Source organism: Chenggangzhangella methanolivorans (assembly GCF_019797865.1).
Classification (GTDB): domain Bacteria; phylum Pseudomonadota; class Alphaproteobacteria; order Rhizobiales; family Methylopilaceae; genus Methylopila; species Methylopila methanolivorans.
In genome coordinates, this window is sequence record NZ_CP081869.1 from 1,143,477 (window position 1) to 1,159,457 (window position 15,981).

A 15,981-nucleotide genomic window follows, 5' to 3' on the forward strand; every position below is an offset into this window, starting at 1 on the left:
TCGATCGGCTGGTTCTGAAGTCGTCATGCGTAGGTGCCGTTTCCTGAAGTCAGCCCAACGTAGCCTGACGATTTTCGAGCGTCGGTGACCTGGGTCACCGACAGTGGGGCCGGCCGCGGCGATAACGGATCTAGAAAGCGCATCGCCGCCAAGAAACAGGGCGAGCGTCTGAAGGAGGACCCCATGAGGAAGATCGCAGTCACCACCAGCGCCGCCGCGCTGGTCCTCACGAGCGCGCTTGGCGCTCACGCGGCCGACGACGCCAAGGTGCGCGAGCAGCGCTGGACCGAGCTTCGTCAGAGCGTGTTCGGCGACAAGCAGGTCGAGCAGAAGGACGGCTTCCTCTCGCTCGACGCTCCCGTCCGCGCCGAGGACGCGGCGCTCGTGCCGATGGACATCAAGGTGTCGAACCCCGACCAAGTGAAGGGCCTGACGCTCATCATCGACGAGAACCCCGGCCCGGTCGCGGCCAAGATCGACTTCGGACCGGCCGGCGACCCCGGGCTCCTTCGGCTTCGCACCCGCGTGAACGCCTACTCGAACGTCCATGCGGTCGCCGAGACCAAGGACGGCAAGCTCGTCGAGACCGTGAAGTTCGTGAAGGCCAGCGGTGGCTGCTCGGCCCCGGTCGCGGGCGGCGCCGAGGGGACCATCGGCGAGATGCGGCTGAAAGTGAAGGACGAGGCGACCGCGGGCAAGTCCGCACAGGCGACGCTGATGATCCGGCATCCGAACTTCAACGGCATGCAGAAGGATCAGGTCTCCCAGATTTACACCCCCGCCAACTACATCAAGGACATCAAGGTCACCTACAACGACAAGGACGTGTTCTCGCTGAGGAGCGACATCTCGCTGTCGACCAACCCGGTGATCGAGTTCGGCTTCAAGCCGGAAGGCAAGGGCCAGTTCAAGGTCGTGGCCAACGACACCTCGGGCGGTCATTTCGAGAAGACGTTCGACGTGCCCGTGAAGACGCAGTGAGCCGAGCCATGAGAAGCCTCGCGCTCGCAGCCTTCGCCGCCGCCGCGCTCGTCAGCGCGGCCGCGGCCGGAGGATCGGGATCGGCTCCCGAGCCGAAAGGGCTCTGGACTGGACCCATCCCCGGCTACACGCCATCCACCCTGAAGGGCGCCGCAGTGATCGACGTCGCCGCGGCCGGATCTCTCGTCGACCATGGTGGGGCCGTCTTCATCGACGTGACCGAACCCGACCACAAGCCCGCGGCGCTACCGCCGACCGCCCTTTGGCGGCCCCAGCACCGCTCAATCCCGGGCGCCGTCTGGTTCCCGGGCGCAGCGCCCGGCGACCTGCCGCCCATGCAGGAGGATGTGCTCAAGAAGCGCGTCGAGACCCTGACGGGCGGCGACAAGGCCAAACCCGTCGTCGCGTTCTGCCACCCGACTGCTGGGGGAGCTGGAACATGGGCAAGCGGCTCGTGACCTGGGGCTACACCAAGGTGAGTTGGTTCCCGGAGGGGATCGACGGTTGGCAGAAGGCCGACCGCGACACCGAGGTCGTCCCCGCAGACCCCGACTGGGCCGCCGCGACCAAGCAGGAGGCCGGACGCTGAACCGCGCCCATAGGAGGACGACCGAGATGCACACCCGCCGAAACGCAATGCTCGTCGCCTCGGACTGGCCACGATAGCCGCCATCGGCCCGGCGATCGCCGACATGCCCGGATCCAAGCCCTTCGATCCGGCCGCCTTCGACGAGGCGCTGAAGTCCGGCAAGCCGATCCTCGTCGAGATCAGCGCGCCTTGGTGTCCGATCTGCAAGACCCAGAAGCCAATCCTCGGCAAGCTGCTGGCCGAGCCAAAATACAAGGACATGGCTGCGTTCGAGATCGACTTCGACACCGGCAAGGCCAATGTCCGCAAGCTGGGCGCGACCGACCAGAGCACGCTGCTGGTCTACAAGGAAGGCAAGGAGGTCGGCCGCTCGGTCGGCGAGACGCAACCCGAGTGGATCGCCGACCTGCTCGACAAGGCCGTGTGAGGGCGCAGCCATGATCGGCACGCTCGGACTGGGCGTTCCTTGCGGGCGTCCTCACCATCCTGTCGCCCTGCGTGCTGCCGCTCGTGCCGCTCGCGCTCGGGGCCGCAGCTTCCGAACACCGCATGGGGCTCGATCGCGCTGGTGGGCGGCCTCACGCTCTTTCGTCGCGATCGGCCTGTTCGTCGCGACCGTTGGCTTTCGCGATCGGCCTCGACGCGGATGTGTTCCGCGCCGTCGCCGCGACGCTGATGATCGTCTTCGGCCTCGTCCTGATCGTGCCGGCGGCGCAGGCCCGCTTCGCCGTCGCCGCAGGCCCAATCGGAAACTGGGCGGGGGAGCGCCTCGACACGGTCTTCCGCACCGGCCTGGCGGGCCAGTTCCTCGTCGGGCTTCTGCTCGGCGCGGTCTGGGCGCCCTGCGTGGGGCCGACGCTCGGCGCGACGTCGGTTCTTGCAGCTCGAGGAGAAAACCTCGGAACCGTGGCGCTTACCATGGTGACGTTCGGGCGTGGGCGCGGCGGCCCCGCTGCTGCTGCTCGGGATGCTGTCGCGCGAGGCGCTCGTGCGCTGGAAGACACGCCTGATGGAGACCGGACGCGGCGCGAAGGTCGTGCTCGGGGTCCTGCTGCTCGTGATCGGCGCGGCCGTCCTGACCGGAGTCGACAAGTCAGTGGAGACCGCGCTGGTCGAGGCCTCGCCCGACTGGCTCACGGCCCTGACCACCCGGTTCTGATCGGGGGCCGCGGATCGATCCGATTCGCGGCCTCAGGCCATCTTGAGTGAGGCCAGCGCCTTGCGGTCTCGGATCTCGACCTTGCCGCGATGGTTGGCGACCCAGCCCGCGCGTCCCATTCGCCGAGGTGACGGGAGACGACCTCGCGGACGCTGTTAACGTCGGAGGCGAGCTGCTGGTGGGTTTGGCCACGAAGCCTTCGTCATCCGCCTCGACGAGCAGCCGGCGGGCGAGCTTTTGCTCGAGCGTCGCGAACGAGACCTCGTCGACGATCGAGAACATGCCCGAGAGCAGCTTGCTGTAGTCCTGCAGCACGAAGGTCCTAAACGGGGCTGAGCGCCCCATCAGCTCCGAGAAGACGCTCGCCGGGATCGCCGCCAGCTCGGTCTTCGCCTCGGCCACGCTCTCGGCCGGGAAGTTGCTGCCCGAGAGGAGGCACTGGGTGGTGAGCACGCAGGTGCCGCCGGAGGTGACCTTGTAGATTAGGACCTCGCGGCCGTTCTCCGACCTGCGGAACACCCGCGTCCGTCCGTCGAGGCACATCAGGTAGTTGGCGCAGTCGCCGTCGAGCTCATAGGCGATCGCGTCGGCGTCGAGCGTGGGAAAATGCACGCTCCGGAGCGCAAGCGCGCGATCCTCCTCCGACATCTCGCGAATGAACGGGAAGACCGCCTCCCAGCGGTCGACTTGCGCCTGGGTCGCCATAGACGTCTTCCATCCCAAATGCCTGCGCGGGGCTTTGTGGCTCCGTCGCCCTTATTATCGAACCCTCTCGGCAACGATCAATCGCGACGACGCGCAGCCGAGAGCCGCCTGACGACGTTCATAGTCTCCGCGCCAATTCCCGCGCCGCCGCGGCGCTCTTCTCACGCGAGAAGTCCGCAGGTTCTCCGTCCATCAGCATCTTTTCGACTTCGATTTGATGAACGCCTTCGGCGGCCTACTGCCAATTCGCCGGTCTCCGTAGATCCGCGAAACCGAGCAGCTAGCGAGAGACGTTGGAGGGACGCCTCGGTCTTCATACCCTCACGCATTGACTAACTGGGATACCAGAATGAATTTGGAGCAATGCTTTCAATTTGACAGGCATTTTTTGCATATAGAGACTTCTGAACGCCCGGTCTGATGCGCAAACTTCTGCGCTTCTTCAATGTCGTAGAAAGGCCCGTGCCATCTTCCGTGCGGCGACGACGATTGGTGGCTGACGCCGATCCCACGATTACAATACGAACATTCTCCACGATGAATTCGGCTGCGACCGGTCGTCCAGTTGTCATAGACGTAAAAGCTGTCCATCGAGCGCGTCCCTTACGCTCAAGGTACGGAGAGACCACGAGGAAGGTTTCGCTCGGCTAGGGAACGTGGTTCGGACCCAGCCGCGCTCTTCATTAGCCGGAGCGCTGACCAAGCGTTGGTCGGAACGTCCTCCTCGATGAATCGGGCCATTCGCGGATAGGTTGCGTAGCGTGCAGGCCTCGCCAAGACTGCGGCCATGCTCAGGAAAATCAAGCAGATCGCAGCAAGATCTCTGATCTGATTTAAATATATGATCGTATCAAAAATTCTTATTCATTTGTATTTACAGATTTTGCCGTTCTGTTGTGCGATTTAAGTGACTAGTCGCACATTGCTGTCTGTTCTTGCTGGGTATTTGTTGCCGAAGACAACCCTGCGCGTCACCCTTCGATCAATATCGGAGGAAACACGTATGCGCATCACGACCCTTCTCAGCGCGGCCGCCATCCTCGGCGTAGCCGCAGCGCCGGCCGCCGCCGCCGACCTTCCAATGGAAGCTCCGCCGGCGGTCGTTTCGGTCGACAGCTTTTCCTGGAGCGGCGTCTATATCGGCGGCGCGATCGGCTACGCCTGGAGCGACCTGAAGGTCAGAAACCGCGGGCTGGGCGACAATTTCCGTTACCGCAACAACGTCGACTCGCTGATGGGGTCGGGCTTTGTCGGGGTGAATTATCAGTTCGATCAGGTGGTCGTGGGCGCGGAAGCCGACCTGTCCTACGCCGACTTCGGCGGCAAGAACCGCGGCTGCTTCCGTGGCTTCGTGTGCAAGGCGAACGCGGGCGACTGGTTCGGCACGATCCGCGGCCGCGTCGGTTTCGCGGTAGACCGTGCGCTGTTCTTTGGCACGGCGGGCCTCGCGATCGCAGAAGGAGTCGATTTCAAGCGGACGGGTGCGCCGTTCAGTTTCGACAAGGATAAGTCCGGGACGCGCTACGGCTACGCTCTCGGCGCCGGCGTCGATTACGCGGTTACCGACAACGTCATCCTGCGGGGCGAGTATCAGTACGTCGATTTCGGACGTGAATCCGTGCGCGCCGTCAACGCGATCGGCGGCGGCCAGCCAGCCAAGATCGACCAGGTCGCCCACATCGTGCGCGCCGGCGTCGCCTACAAGTTCTGACCGACGGCTTCGCCGGGCGGCGAACGGGGGAATTCAACGCGATCCTGAAACTCGAACGGTGCGCTTCCCGTACCGCTCAGTGCGGCCGCGCGCGCGGCGAGAGGACGACCAGAAAATCTTGAACAGGGATGAAAGAAGATGACCGAAGAGCATCGCATTGACGGGAAGGACCGCGCCATAGACTGGAACGCCGGCCGACGCGCTTTTGTGCGCGGCTGCGGGCTTGCGGCCGCAGGCGCCGTCGTGCTCGGGGCGGCGCGCCCTGGGGAGGCGGTTGCGGCCGAGAACATCGACCTCGACGTTCTGAACTTCGCTCTTAATCTCGAATATCTCGAAGCCGAGTTTTATCTTCGCGCGACCACTGGCAAAGGCCTTTCCGACAGCGACATCGACGGCAAGGGCGCTCAGGGTCCCGTTGTCGGCGGCAGGAAGGTCAACTTCGACACCAAGGCGATCCGCCTCTACGCGGAGGAGATCGCCGGTGATGAGAAGGCCCATGTCCAGTTCCTGCGCGCCGGGCTTGGAGACGCCCGCGTCGCGCGGCCGAAAATCAACCTGAAAGCGAGCTTCACCGCCGCTGCGACTGCGGCCGGCCTGATCACCGCCGGGCAAGAGTTCGACGCCTTTGCGAACGAGACCAACTTTCTGCTGGCCTCCTATATCTTCGAAGACGTCGGCGTCACGGCCTACAAGGGCGCAGCGCCCCTGCTGACCAACAAGGATCTGCTGGAAGCCGCAGCCGGCATCCTTGGGGTCGAGGCCTATCATGCGGGCATCATCCGAACGCTTCTCTACTCGCTCGGCCTGTTCAAGGAAGCCCGCGCGATCTCGGACGCCCGTGACTCGCTCGACGGCGCTTCCGACCTCGACCAGGGCATCGGAAACGCAAAGACCGCCAATCTCGTGCCGACCGATGCGAACGGGATCGCCTTCAGCCGCTCTGTTCCTCAGGTGAAGAACATCGTCTATCTGAGCCCGGACGGGACCAAGGGCGGCTTCTATCCGAACGGCATCAACGGCGCGTTCGCCTGACGCCTTGCCGGGCCGATCTGCGCGCAAGCGCGGGTCGGCCCTCCTCGGCGGTCTCCACCCAATGACCGAGGCGCGGGTCCTTTTCGTCGGGCGCACCCTGTTCGTCGCTCATGATCGCTCCACCATCAGAGCATTCGCAGCACTGCCGCGCTGGATAGCACCGAATAATGGCGAGTCCTGAGATCGCGATACTGATCAACCGCGTCGCCGACGGCGATCGCGCTGCGTTCGCGGCGCTCTATCAAGCCACCAGCCCAAAACTCTATGCTATCTGCCTGCGCATCCTGAAGGACCGGGACGAGGCCGAAGACGCGCTGCAAGACAGCTACGTCAAGATCTGGCGCGGTGCGAAAAGCTACAACGCGGCGGCCGGAGGTCCGAACACCTGGTTGTCGTCGATCGCCCGGCATCGCTCGATCGACTCCGTGCGGAAGCGCCAACTCCCGGCTGCCGATCTCGAGGACGGATACAATGTCTCCGACGAGACGACCATCGATCCCGAAACCTCTACGGTGCTTGCGGACGAAGGCCGACGGATCGACCGCTGCATGGAGGAGCTTGATCCGGCGCATGCCGGCGCGGTGCGCCGGGCCTATGTCGAAGGCCTGAGCTACGCCGAGATCGCAGCCGAGCTCGAAGCGCCGCTCAACACCGTCCGGACCTGGTTGAGACGCAGCCTGATGAAGCTTCGGGAGTGCATGCTGCGATGACGTCTGGTCCTTCGCAGAATGACCAGATCACTGATGAGATCCTCGCCGGCGAGTACGTCGTCGGAGCGTTGTCGGCCGACCTGCGGTCGGAGGCCGATGAGCGTATCGCCGACGACCCGGAGTTCGCCCGTCGAGTTCGCCGCTGGGAGGCCATGCTCGCCTCGTTCAACGACGACTACGGCGAGGCCGCGCCTCCAAAAGCGGCTTTTGCTGAGATCGAACGTCGCCTGTTCGGCGAGGCGGAGCAGCGTTTGGAAATCTGGAGTTCCCTGTCGTTCTGGAGGGGGATCTCCTTCGCGTCTTCAACCGCGGCCGCGGCTGCGGTCATCTACGCTTTCACTCTGTTGCCTCAAAAGCCTATCGAGCCGCCGTTGGTGGCTCTTCTGACGGCTCCGGATGTAAATATATCCCTCGTGGCGACCTACGATCAGGCAGCAGGCATCCTGCGAGTCACGCCTGCGGCTAGCGGGCAGCCGAAAGAAAAATCTCTAGAGCTTTGGCTTGTGCCGGGTTCAGGTCAGCCAAAATCGCTCGGCGTCTTTGCGCCCGGTCCCGGTGGAGTTGTGGTCATTCCCGAGGATCGCCGCGCCGCGTTGATCGACGGAGCAACGCTCGCCGTGTCCGTAGAGCCGTTTGGCGGATCTCCAACCGGCCTCCCGACCGGCCAGATCGTCGCGAGCGGGTCGATCGGTCCATCCTAAAGAGATTGCGGAGGCAACATTCAAAGAGCCTATCGAGTTCGGAAGCCAATCCGCGCGTTTTGTCTAACGGCCGTCGTGTGAAGCTGACAGGCTGCCATGCGCGCTGACAGCGAGGCGGCGCCTCTTTGACCCGGCATGCCCGTCGGGTTCGCGGACGTCGGCGGATGTCCGTTCTTGGCGCGTCTCAGCCGTGAGCGCTGGTCCCGACCTGACCCGAATGTATGGACCGGCTGCTGTTCGCAACTGAGGCGTGCTGGTGCGGAAGTCGCTGATATGTATCCGGCCTGTTTGATCGGCTCGCGGGCCGTGGCCTTGATGGGAATACGCACGCGCATTTGGTCTCATTAGCGGACAGGTCGCCAAGCGACCCTAAGGGTCATCAGACTCCGAGCGCGTTGATCGATCCGTTCCATGCAGTTCTCGGTCGCGAACTTAACGAGGCTACGGCTTCAGATCGCCGTAGCCTCAACAGGGTGAGCGTCGAACGCCCTGTCATGACGTAGAACGCTCCAGGCGATGCGGGCGAGCTTGTTGGCCAGCGCCGTCGCCAGCTTGTTGCGGTGAAGGCGCGTCGCCGCTTCCTTCAGCCACGATCCGAAGCTGAACCGCTCCCAGTTCTGCGGCCGCATGAGGATGACGTTCGCAGCCTGGATGAACAGCGTTCTCAGATAGCGGCTGCCGCGTTTCGAGATGCGCCCGAGGATCGACCTCCCGCCAGTGCTGTACTGCCGCGGCACAAGGCCGAGCCAGGCGCCGAAATCGCGTCCGCGTTCGAAGGCTTCGCCCGTTCCGATCGCGGCGACCACGCCGGTGGAGATGAGCGGCCCGACACCCGGCACGCTCATCAACCGACGGCAGTTCTCTTCGGTCTGGCTGATCTGCTCGATCTCACGGGTGATGGTCTCGATGCGTTCGTCCAACCAGAGCCAGTCCTCATAAAGCCCAACGATCAGGTCGTGCATGCGCGGCGAGATCTCGCTCTCCCTGTTCCTCAAGATCTCGAACAGCGAGTTGCGCAGCGAGCGCGAACCTGTCCTGACCGCGATGCCCTGTTCGATCAGGAAGGCGCGGATCTGGTTGATGGTCGCGGTGCGGCGGGACACCAGCCGCGAGCGCACTCGATGACAGGATTGGAGATCGAGCTGATCCTGCGTCTTCTCCCGAACCAGGTTTAGGTTCGGCCGCAATGCCGCCTCAGCAATCGCCTCTGCGTCGTTGTAGTCATTCTTCTGGCCCTTCACGAAGGGCTTCACGTAGATCGCCGGAATGATCCGAGGCTCATGGCCGAGCTCACGCAGCGTCCGGCTGACAAAGTGCGCGCTCAGACAGGCCTCCATTCCGACGATGCAGGGCGGAAGCGCCCTGAACGTCTCGACGAGGGCAAGCCGTCGGATCTTCTTCCGGAACGCGATCTTCCCGTCGGGGCCAAAACCCACGACGTGAAAGACGTCCTTGCCGATATCGATTCCGACGGATGTCAGCGCGGGCGTTGTGGTTTCGCGGGTCGTTTGCATGGGCTGCTTCTCCAGGTCTTCGCGGGCAACAGCCTTGAAGGCTAACCCGCCGAGGGAAGCAGCCGGTCCATCCCATTAGCCGACGTTGTGAAGGGCCGCTATCCGCTTGTTTGAAGCGACTGCGTCAGTCGCAAATGATGTGCCAGCTGAGATCATCTCGCTGATCTTCGTGGCGAGGATGCGGGAGCGCCGTAGCTGCCTTCGCGTCGGAAGACGACGGTGGTCCGTCGAGCAATCGTCAGGCGGCCACCCGTCGCCGCCTCACGTGTCATACCGCCCCGTCGTCCGTTTCAGTCGTCAGCTTCTCAGGCGAAATAGCCCCGAGCGGCGCTTTGTCCGCTCGCCGCTTCCCTGTTTCTTTTCCGCGATGTCGCCCGCATCCCGCGGCTCATCGCTTTTGCTTTTTTCGCTGTTGTTCGGGCCGGCGTCTTTTCGATCCTCGAATGGGACAAGCTTGGCCTTGTCGGGCTCGGATCTGCCTGTCGCCAGAGTGTTGTCATTGTTGGATTTGAAGGTCGTGCTCATGGGCCCTCCCGTGGCCTCACTCAGCCGCCGCGCTCGCTGTGTTCCGCGAGGCACTTCTCGATCTCCGCGATGATGCGCTTCGTGTAATCGATGGCGTCGGGGACGCGGTCCATGCGATGGCCGCGCGAATATTCGTAGGACCGCATGGTCCCATCCTCGAGCCAGATCAGGCGCTGACGGAAGATGGCGAGATCCTCTTTCAGCTTCTCCCGGAACTCCACGGCGCTCTCCTTCGGCTACCGATGTGAAGCTCAGCAGTCGTCCGTTCGTTCCGGTAGGGACCGCAAATGCCAGGGTCGTGAGCCGCGGCGCCGACCCGTGAACTTCCTTCTGGAACGAAGACGGCGAGCGCGGGTTTTGCGGATGATCCGACGCGGTCGGAGATCATTCGAGAGAGCCAGCGCTATGAGCGATCGAGAAGCCCAAATTAAGCAGCGCGCCTACGAGCTTTGGGTGCAGGCTGGGCAGCCGGAAGGGAACTCCGAGCAGTTCTGGTATCAGGCGGAGCGGGACATCAGTGGCGATGATCCTGCCGCCGCGAACAAGGGTGGCTCGATGGAGGCGAACGAAAAGCTCGATCAAGAGCTTGAGGAATCGGTGCCGGCGAGCGATCCGCCATCAGCGACGCAGCCGTAAAAGCGTAGCTGGTCGACCTCACACCCGAGGCGGCTCCGATCCAGGAGTCGCCTTTTTTGTTCGCTTCTGACCACCCGACTGTCAGTTTTGGAGACCGGGCTATCCGCACCGCCCGCGCCCCGCACCAGGCTGCTGGCCTAGCGAGCTCGGCGGGAATGCTTTCGTGTCCTTCCCGCCAAGCGATCGTCACGCGGCCTTTTTGGTCCGCTTGGCCGGCGCGGCAGCGGCCTTCGCCGCGGCGCGCTTCTGGCCAAGGCCCATCTGCTTCGCAAGCTCGGAGCGCGCGGCCGCATAGTTCGGCGCGACCATCGGGTAGTCGTGCGGCAAGCCCCACTTCTCGCGGTATTCCTCGGCGACATGTCGTACTTGGTCCGGAGGGACGCTTGAGCGACTTGAACTGCTTCCCATCCTCCAGGCAGATGATGAAGTCGGGCGTGACCGACTTCTTCACGGAGACGGCGGGCTTCGCAGGCTCGGCGATAGGCTCGGCCTTCTGTCCTTGGCGGCGGCGCTGAGCGCGCCATGGATCGACTGGATGAGCGTCGGAAGATCCGCCACAGCCACCGAGTTGTTCCCGACATAGGCGCTGACGACATCTCCCGTCAGCGCGACGAAATCGACCTGATCTTCCATTTGCATTCTCCATTGCGTTGATTTGATAACTGCGCTGCGTCGTGATCTTGGCAATGGTGGTTGTGAAGTAAGCGGCGAGTTACTCGATACGAATACCTATGATTCCGGAATGAAGACGCCTTGCAGACGTCCGGCCAGCCGGGCATTTTGTAGCTTAATCGCGCGCACGAAACGCTACGTCATTCGGACCTTCGGAGGCGCTTTAGCCGCATTTCTCGTTTTATCGGGCGCATTTACGGTGCCCGGGTCGGCCCTAGCGTCCGACGTCTATGACGTCGACGGCGACACGCTTGACGCGTCCGGCGAGCGGATCCCGCTGCGCTCGGAAGCGGGCCCGATCGATGCGCCGGAATTCGGGAGGGCGAAATGTCCGCTCGAGCTGCTTCGGGCCCAGGCAGCGCAGGAACGGCTTGAGAAGCTCAAGGCGCCGAATGATTTCTCGATCGATCGACGAGGACGGGACCGCTACGGCCGGACGGTGACCGTCGTCTATTCAGTCGGGGAAGATGTGGGCGCGCGGCTGGTCCGCGAGGGCCACGCTAAGCCGTGGTCGTCCTTGCTGGCGAAGGATCGGCCGACCTGATGCTAGCGCCTGCGCTGCGCGAGCGACTTTCTTCGATCCGGAACAAGGTCAACCGACCGCCGTTCCGTACTCGAAGAGGAGGAAAAGATGGCGAACGATCGATACGAGATCATCGAGACAGCCGACGGTTGGGCCTACAAGATCGGCGATGCGGTCTCGGATAATTACCCTAGTCGCCAGGCGGCTCTGATCCACGCGGATCTGGCTGTTGGCACCCCTGGGGCCGTTAAGCCGGTTGATCCAAACTCCGCGCCAGAGGTCGAGGAGCAGTTCGACAAGCCCACTCCGATCATCGGCGAAGGCAGCGCTTAGCTAAGAGAGCCCGGCGCGTCGAGAAAGCACGCCGGGCTCTTCATATATCTAAGACAGCAGTTCAGTCGATCAATTGTCGAAGACGAAGTCGTTCTGATCGAGCTTGGATGCGTCGACGCCCTCGAGCGTGATCGAGGAACCTCTATCACCCCAAGTAATTACCGCATCGCCGTCCGCATTGTTTCGGATGGTCAGGTCGTTGAAGTCAAGACCGTCGATATCGAACTCAATTCGATCCTTACCGCCGGCGAAATCCGTGATCGTGTCGGCTCCGTCGTTTCGTTCGAACTTGAATACGTCGGAGCCTTTGCCGCCGGTCAGAATGTCGTTGCCAGATCCGCCATCGAGCTCGTCGTTACCCTTGCCGCCCTTCAGGACGTCCTTGCCCGAGCCGCCGTCGAGATCGTCATTGCCCGAGCCGCCGTTAAGGGTGTCGTTGCCGCTGTCGCCTTCAAGGTCGTCATTGCCGGAACCGCCGTTGAGCTCGTCGTTGCCCCCGCGCCCTTCGAGCTCGTCATCGCCGCCCTTCCCATTGATAACGTCGTCGCGCTCAGTGCCACGAAGTTCGTTCGCTTTGGCGTTGCCGTTGATCTTAGCCATCTAATTTCTCTGAAAATGTACGCCACCCTTGCAGCGTCTCCGATGGCAGACATAGGCGCGCACAACCAAATGGCGCCGAGCAAAAATTTTTGTGCTTCAGAAATATGTGATGGAACAATTCTGTAATAACAGAAAGAGCTGTCAAAAAGCTTTTTTAGCAAATCCACCCAAATGCGGTTGCGCTCTTCTTTTATACAGCACCCTTTCCGCGCCGGCCCGAACGGTCAATAAGATAATCGACAATTTACGCGAGAGCCTAACCTTCGATTAATCCGGTAGGCGGGTGATCCGTAGTGAGGTGATGCATCAACGGACCACCGCTCTCACGGAGATTGACGACCGTATCGCTCTTGCAAGACGGCGGCTCGCGGAACTCGCGCTCCACCGCAGCTACCTGAGTTCATTGGGCCTGGACCTACGCGCTTCGCGACTGACGCAAAAGCGGCTCGAAAGTGAGTTGGCCGAAATGATCGAGGAGCGGCGCTTCGAAACGTATCGAGCGCGGTTCACGCGAGGACAGCGGAGCAGGTAAAAAATAAACAGTCGCAATACAGAGTTGACAGGTGGCCAAATAATATAGGAGAGAACTAGAGATTAGCTATCGTAATTCGTTGCCTGCAAGCGAGCTTATTTGGCCTAGTCATCAAACGTTTGGCGCTTCATAGAAAAGGCCCCGGTTGATGCCGGGGCCTCTCGTTCTTGCCGTCGTCAGGACGACAGCTTTGGCGTCACCAGCCGAACTTGATCGCGAGGCCGCCCATGACGCGGTTCTCGGTCAGCTTCACGCCGTTGCGGCGGCCGTAGTCGGAGTAGCGGTACTCGGCGCGGCCGACGACGCTGTCGGTGAAGGCGTACTCGAGGCCGCCACCGGCCGTCCAGCCGGTGAAGGTGCGCGACGAGGTGATGCCCGCGGCGTTGCCCTTAACACGCGAATAAGCGACGCCCGCGGCGCCGTACGCCAGGAAGCGGTCGAAGGCGAGGCCAACGCGGCCGCGCGTGGCGCCGGCCCACTTCACGTCAGCCTTCACGCTGCCGAGCGGGCCGAAGCTGATCTTGTCGTCCTGGTCGGACCAGTTGAAATCGGTCTCGGCGCCGATGACGATCGGCGAGTTGTCGAACTGGAAGTTGTAGCCGGCGTAGCCGCCGATCAGAGCGCCTTCGGCTTGAAGGCGCCGCCGCCGAGGCGATCCTTGCCGTAACCGGCCTGAACGCCGACGTAGCCGCCGGTCCAGCTGAACGAGGGGACGGCGACGATGGCCGGGGCCGCTTCCATCGGGAGGTCGGCCGCCATGGCGCCGGTCGAAAGCAGAGCCGCCGCCGCGACGCCAACGAAGAGATTGCGCATTTAGGTTTCCTGGTACCGGCGAGCCCGGCGATGGGTGTCCTAATGCGTGTAATTCGGCTGATTTGTCTGCGCCTTTGGCGCAACAGTCGCGGGAAACAAAGCCTATCCAGGCGCATGGCGAGTCGTCGACAGCTCGTCCGCAACGGCTGCTCGTAGCACGACGCCAAGAGAACCAGCGCGCCAGCGTGTTAAGTGATTGCTGACCATCTTCAGCGAGACTTCTCTCGCGCTGAAGTCCCGTCGCGCAAACAGGCCGCCTGTAGCTGCGTCGCGCACCAAGCTCGGGCGGTCTCCTTGTTACTTCGCTGCTCTCGTCGTTCGGCAGACGCTTTGAACCTTTGGTGTGTCCGTCGGTTATTCCCCTCGAGGGCGCTCCAATGGAGCCTCGGGCATGACGACCTTAGGGCACGACTTATTACCTCAGCCGAAGGCAGCTCCCCGTTGGAAGGGTTTGGGGCTTCGGTTTGTTTTCTGGATGGCGTCTTACGCGTTGGCCGGCGTCGCGCTAATCGGGCTGATCAATCTGATCGCTTGGAAATAGCGGCGATTCACAGGCCAGCGAACGTCATCCGATCCCATGCCGTATTTGCGGATCGCTTGCCATCCGTTCGCGCGCTTCGTTGAGCGACCGCAAGCCGTCATCGGTCAGCAGCCAGCCGTCTCCCTGCCGCCGGATCAGTCCAGTGTTTTCCAGCGCGCGGAAAACGCTGCCGGACAGCAGAGGGCTGTCGGCCCCTTCGATCAACGCTTCAAGGATGGCGACGCCTTCCGGCGAAAGGGCGCGTGCGCCGGTCATGCGCGGACCACCTCGCCGGATCGCGGGTCCGTGTTTCGGCGGACGGCGAATTTGCCCGCTTCCGTGAGCGCCCAAGCCCGCTCTTTCCACTCGATCAGTCCGTCGTCCTCCAGAGCCGACAGAACGAGATCGAGCTCGCGGAGCCTCATGGCTTCTACGGTCTTCAGTGCGCAAACCTGCTTAATCGACAGGCCGTCGAGGCGTGGCGTCATGGTTCAACCCGAAGTGTGACTCCCGATGGCCTCAACCGCGGGCTTTGCGGTTCGTTCCAGCGCTTCGCTCAACTGGCGATCATCACGCTTTGGCTGCAGGCGGGAACGTTTTGAAGCGCGAGCCTTTCTCCTTGGGACACGAAATCAGGGAGAAGACACATGGCGAATGGTGGCGGAGATCTGTGGCTCTTGATGACCGTGCTTGGCGTGAGCCTGCTCGGGATCACGATCGCCTACGCGGCGTTCAAGAGCCGCCAGGGGATGACGGGTGAAAAGCGCCGGCTGACCGAGCGCGGAACGCGCGACGTCTACGCGGCCGAGCAGCGCGATCCGGCGAACCGCCGAGCCTGACATGACTGACAAGCCGTCGGTCTATGGACCGACACGTCAAAGCCGAACGAAAAGGCTGGCGTCGAGGTCGGCGGCGGAGAAAAGCCCGCAGCTGCGACGAACAAGGAAGCCCGAGAAGAAGCCGAGCCCGGCAGCGCGGACGACGATCGAGAGCCGCCTGCTCCTGAAGATCCGGAAGAGGCGCAATCGCCTACCTGACGCGGAACCATTTGCAGCCTGCTGCGTCTAGCAGACGAAGCGTACCTTCCCCCGATGCGTTTCGCCTTTAAGAAGCCCGCCGCGCTCCCCGACGCGGCGGGCTTTTCATTTGCCGTCACGTTGAAAGCCGCATTTTGTGCGTCGCATCAGGTCTTTTGATAGAGCGCTCACTCGAAAAGCTGCGTCATCTTAGCGACATGGACGATATCCCTTCGATACTCACCCAACTCCGATGGGTTGATCTCGGCCTGGCCGAATGGGCTGAGGAACTCATTGGTGCCGGCGCGAACGTCGGCGAAATCGCGGGCTTGCTTGAGCGCGCGCTGCGCGAGATCCAAAACTATGCGCCAAACGCATCGTAGTTGTTGGCGCTCGGCGCCCTAAAAAGCGATCGGATGCGGATTGGCCCGACCCTTCCGCGATCCTCGAGGGGAGAGCCTGTTGGGGGACATGGCTCCCCCTCGGTCATTGTCTCCACGAGCGGGCGCAGATGATCGACCAAGAGAAGAAGTCACCTCCGCACCCTTTCTCGTCCGATAAGGTCGCGGCTCGCCTAGACAAGACGACCGAGGCCGCCAAAGAAATAGTGGATCGTAACCGTGCGGCCGAAGACGCCAAGACGGCCCGGCTGCGAGCGGCCCGGAAAGCTCGCGACGCCGCCAAGGCGAAATAAGTCGTAGGGAACGAC

At 62.8% G+C, this 15,981-nt stretch carries 24 protein-coding genes and 2 pseudogenes; 15 read left to right on the forward strand and 11 right to left on the reverse strand.

Translation table 11 applies throughout. The features are described 5' to 3' along the window. Positions 1-183 precede the first annotated feature (183 nt). From K6K41_RS06060 to K6K41_RS30945, 6 genes and pseudogenes are all read left to right on the forward strand, one after another. Positions 184-981: a quinoprotein dehydrogenase-associated SoxYZ-like carrier gene (locus K6K41_RS06060; RefSeq protein ID WP_261404312.1), complete on the forward strand. Its 798-nt coding sequence runs from the start codon at positions 184-186 to the stop codon at positions 979-981. Positions 982-989: 8 nt separating this feature from the next. Further along, entirely contained in the window at positions 990-1,439 is a 450-nt protein-coding gene (locus K6K41_RS06065) for a rhodanese (RefSeq protein ID WP_315855148.1), read from the forward strand. After that, the gene (locus K6K41_RS29315) at positions 1,436-1,570 is read left to right on the forward strand and encodes a hypothetical protein (RefSeq protein ID WP_315855149.1); all 135 of its coding nucleotides are present in this window, start codon (positions 1,436-1,438) and stop codon (positions 1,568-1,570) included. Before K6K41_RS06065 ends, K6K41_RS29315 begins: the two co-directional genes overlap by 4 nt. Before the next feature lie 103 nt (positions 1,571-1,673). Beyond that, the gene (locus K6K41_RS06070; RefSeq protein ID WP_261404313.1) at positions 1,674-1,997 is read left to right on the forward strand and encodes a thioredoxin family protein; all 324 of its coding nucleotides are present in this window, start codon (positions 1,674-1,676) and stop codon (positions 1,995-1,997) included. 83 nt (positions 1,998-2,080) lie between these two features. Next, positions 2,081-2,449: pseudogene (locus K6K41_RS30940) on the forward strand (cytochrome c biogenesis protein CcdA); the annotation flags it as partial. Between the two features lie 55 nt (positions 2,450-2,504). Continuing rightward, complete coding sequence (locus tag K6K41_RS30945; RefSeq protein ID WP_487308380.1) at positions 2,505-2,729, forward strand: hypothetical protein; 225 nt, start codon at positions 2,505-2,507, stop codon at positions 2,727-2,729. On the opposite strand, the gene K6K41_RS06080 is transcribed toward K6K41_RS30945, so the two are convergent. Further along, the gene (locus K6K41_RS06080; protein ID WP_261404314.1) at positions 2,664-3,434 is read right to left on the reverse strand and encodes a Crp/Fnr family transcriptional regulator; all 771 of its coding nucleotides are present in this window, start codon (positions 3,432-3,434) and stop codon (positions 2,664-2,666) included. The two genes, K6K41_RS30945 and K6K41_RS06080, sit on opposite strands and share 66 nt — an antisense overlap. Positions 3,435-4,356: 922 nt before the next feature. Here K6K41_RS06080 and K6K41_RS06085 point away from each other — a divergent pair. The 4 genes from K6K41_RS06085 to K6K41_RS06100 all read left to right on the forward strand — a co-directional run bounded on the left by K6K41_RS06085 (position 4,357) and on the right by K6K41_RS06100 (position 7,588). Next, positions 4,357-5,145, forward strand: coding sequence for an outer membrane protein (locus K6K41_RS06085; RefSeq protein ID WP_261404315.1), 789 nt, complete (start codon positions 4,357-4,359; stop codon positions 5,143-5,145). Positions 5,146-5,283: 138 nt separating this feature from the next. Beyond that, positions 5,284-6,177, forward strand: a complete 894-nt coding sequence (locus tag K6K41_RS06090) for a ferritin-like domain-containing protein (RefSeq protein WP_261404316.1) — start codon at positions 5,284-5,286, stop codon at positions 6,175-6,177. 167 nt (positions 6,178-6,344) lie between these two features. Continuing rightward, positions 6,345-6,887 carry a sigma-70 family RNA polymerase sigma factor gene (locus K6K41_RS06095; RefSeq protein WP_261404317.1) on the forward strand — a complete coding sequence of 181 codons (543 nt, stop codon included), beginning with the start codon at positions 6,345-6,347 and terminating at the stop codon, positions 6,885-6,887. Next, complete coding sequence (locus K6K41_RS06100) at positions 6,884-7,588, forward strand: anti-sigma factor (RefSeq protein WP_261404318.1); 705 nt, start codon at positions 6,884-6,886, stop codon at positions 7,586-7,588. Before K6K41_RS06095 ends, K6K41_RS06100 begins: the two co-directional genes overlap by 4 nt. A 449-nt stretch (positions 7,589-8,037) precedes the next feature. On the opposite strand, the gene K6K41_RS06105 is transcribed toward K6K41_RS06100, so the two are convergent. From K6K41_RS06105 to K6K41_RS06115, 3 genes are all read right to left on the reverse strand, one after another. After that, the gene (locus K6K41_RS06105; RefSeq protein ID WP_261401868.1) at positions 8,038-9,102 is read right to left on the reverse strand and encodes an IS110 family RNA-guided transposase; all 1,065 of its coding nucleotides are present in this window, start codon (positions 9,100-9,102) and stop codon (positions 8,038-8,040) included. A 297-nt stretch (positions 9,103-9,399) separates the two neighbouring features. Further along, complete coding sequence (locus tag K6K41_RS06110; protein ID WP_261404319.1) at positions 9,400-9,627, reverse strand: hypothetical protein; 228 nt, start codon at positions 9,625-9,627, stop codon at positions 9,400-9,402. Positions 9,628-9,647: 20 nt separating this feature from the next. Continuing rightward, positions 9,648-9,848: a hypothetical protein gene (locus K6K41_RS06115; RefSeq protein ID WP_261404320.1), complete on the reverse strand. Its 201-nt coding sequence runs from the start codon at positions 9,846-9,848 to the stop codon at positions 9,648-9,650. Positions 9,849-10,032: 184 nt separating this feature from the next. Between K6K41_RS06115 and K6K41_RS06120 the strand changes: the two genes are divergently transcribed. Then, positions 10,033-10,263: a DUF2934 domain-containing protein gene (locus K6K41_RS06120; RefSeq protein WP_261404321.1), complete on the forward strand. Its 231-nt coding sequence runs from the start codon at positions 10,033-10,035 to the stop codon at positions 10,261-10,263. A gap of 186 nt (positions 10,264-10,449) precedes the next feature. On the opposite strand, the pseudogene K6K41_RS06125 reads toward K6K41_RS06120, so the two are convergent. Next, positions 10,450-10,896: pseudogene (locus tag K6K41_RS06125) on the reverse strand (Ros/MucR family transcriptional regulator). Between the two features lie 22 nt (positions 10,897-10,918). On the opposite strand from K6K41_RS06125, the gene K6K41_RS06130 reads away from it, so the two are divergent. Together K6K41_RS06130 and K6K41_RS06135 are read left to right on the forward strand one after the other, a co-directional pair. Continuing rightward, entirely contained in the window at positions 10,919-11,479 is a 561-nt protein-coding gene (locus K6K41_RS06130) for a thermonuclease family protein (protein WP_261404322.1), read from the forward strand. 87 nt (positions 11,480-11,566) lie between these two features. After that, positions 11,567-11,791 (forward strand): hypothetical protein, encoded by a 225-nt coding sequence (locus tag K6K41_RS06135; protein WP_261404323.1) that lies wholly within the window; start codon positions 11,567-11,569, stop codon positions 11,789-11,791. A 69-nt stretch (positions 11,792-11,860) separates the two neighbouring features. Here the strand turns inward: K6K41_RS06135 and K6K41_RS06140 are convergent, their stop codons facing one another. The 5 genes from K6K41_RS06140 to K6K41_RS06160 form a co-directional block, all read right to left on the reverse strand. Next, the gene (locus K6K41_RS06140; protein ID WP_261404324.1) at positions 11,861-12,391 is read right to left on the reverse strand and encodes a calcium-binding protein; all 531 of its coding nucleotides are present in this window, start codon (positions 12,389-12,391) and stop codon (positions 11,861-11,863) included. Positions 12,392-13,119: 728 nt separating this feature from the next. Continuing rightward, positions 13,120-13,623 (reverse strand): outer membrane protein, encoded by a 504-nt coding sequence (locus K6K41_RS06145; protein WP_315855209.1) that lies wholly within the window; start codon positions 13,621-13,623, stop codon positions 13,120-13,122. Next, the gene (locus K6K41_RS06150) at positions 13,539-13,736 is read right to left on the reverse strand and encodes a hypothetical protein (RefSeq protein ID WP_261404325.1); all 198 of its coding nucleotides are present in this window, start codon (positions 13,734-13,736) and stop codon (positions 13,539-13,541) included. Before K6K41_RS06150 ends, K6K41_RS06145 begins: the two co-directional genes overlap by 85 nt. A 565-nt stretch (positions 13,737-14,301) precedes the next feature. Further along, the gene (locus K6K41_RS06155; protein WP_261404326.1) at positions 14,302-14,532 is read right to left on the reverse strand and encodes a hypothetical protein; all 231 of its coding nucleotides are present in this window, start codon (positions 14,530-14,532) and stop codon (positions 14,302-14,304) included. Next, positions 14,529-14,681 (reverse strand): hypothetical protein, encoded by a 153-nt coding sequence (locus tag K6K41_RS06160; RefSeq protein ID WP_261404327.1) that lies wholly within the window; start codon positions 14,679-14,681, stop codon positions 14,529-14,531. Before K6K41_RS06160 ends, K6K41_RS06155 begins: the two co-directional genes overlap by 4 nt. 255 nt (positions 14,682-14,936) lie before the next feature. Here K6K41_RS06160 and K6K41_RS06165 point away from each other — a divergent pair, with 255 nt between their 5' ends. Then, positions 14,937-15,095, forward strand: a complete 159-nt coding sequence (locus tag K6K41_RS06165) for a hypothetical protein (protein WP_261404328.1) — start codon at positions 14,937-14,939, stop codon at positions 15,093-15,095. A 365-nt stretch (positions 15,096-15,460) separates the two neighbouring features. Here K6K41_RS06165 and K6K41_RS06170 read toward each other — a convergent pair whose 3' ends face one another. Continuing rightward, the gene (locus tag K6K41_RS06170) at positions 15,461-15,631 is read right to left on the reverse strand and encodes a hypothetical protein (protein WP_261404329.1); all 171 of its coding nucleotides are present in this window, start codon (positions 15,629-15,631) and stop codon (positions 15,461-15,463) included. A gap of 152 nt (positions 15,632-15,783) precedes the next feature. On the opposite strand from K6K41_RS06170, the gene K6K41_RS06175 reads away from it, so the two are divergent. Then, positions 15,784-15,966, forward strand: coding sequence for a hypothetical protein (locus K6K41_RS06175; protein WP_261404330.1), 183 nt, complete (start codon positions 15,784-15,786; stop codon positions 15,964-15,966). Positions 15,967-15,981 lie beyond the last annotated feature (15 nt).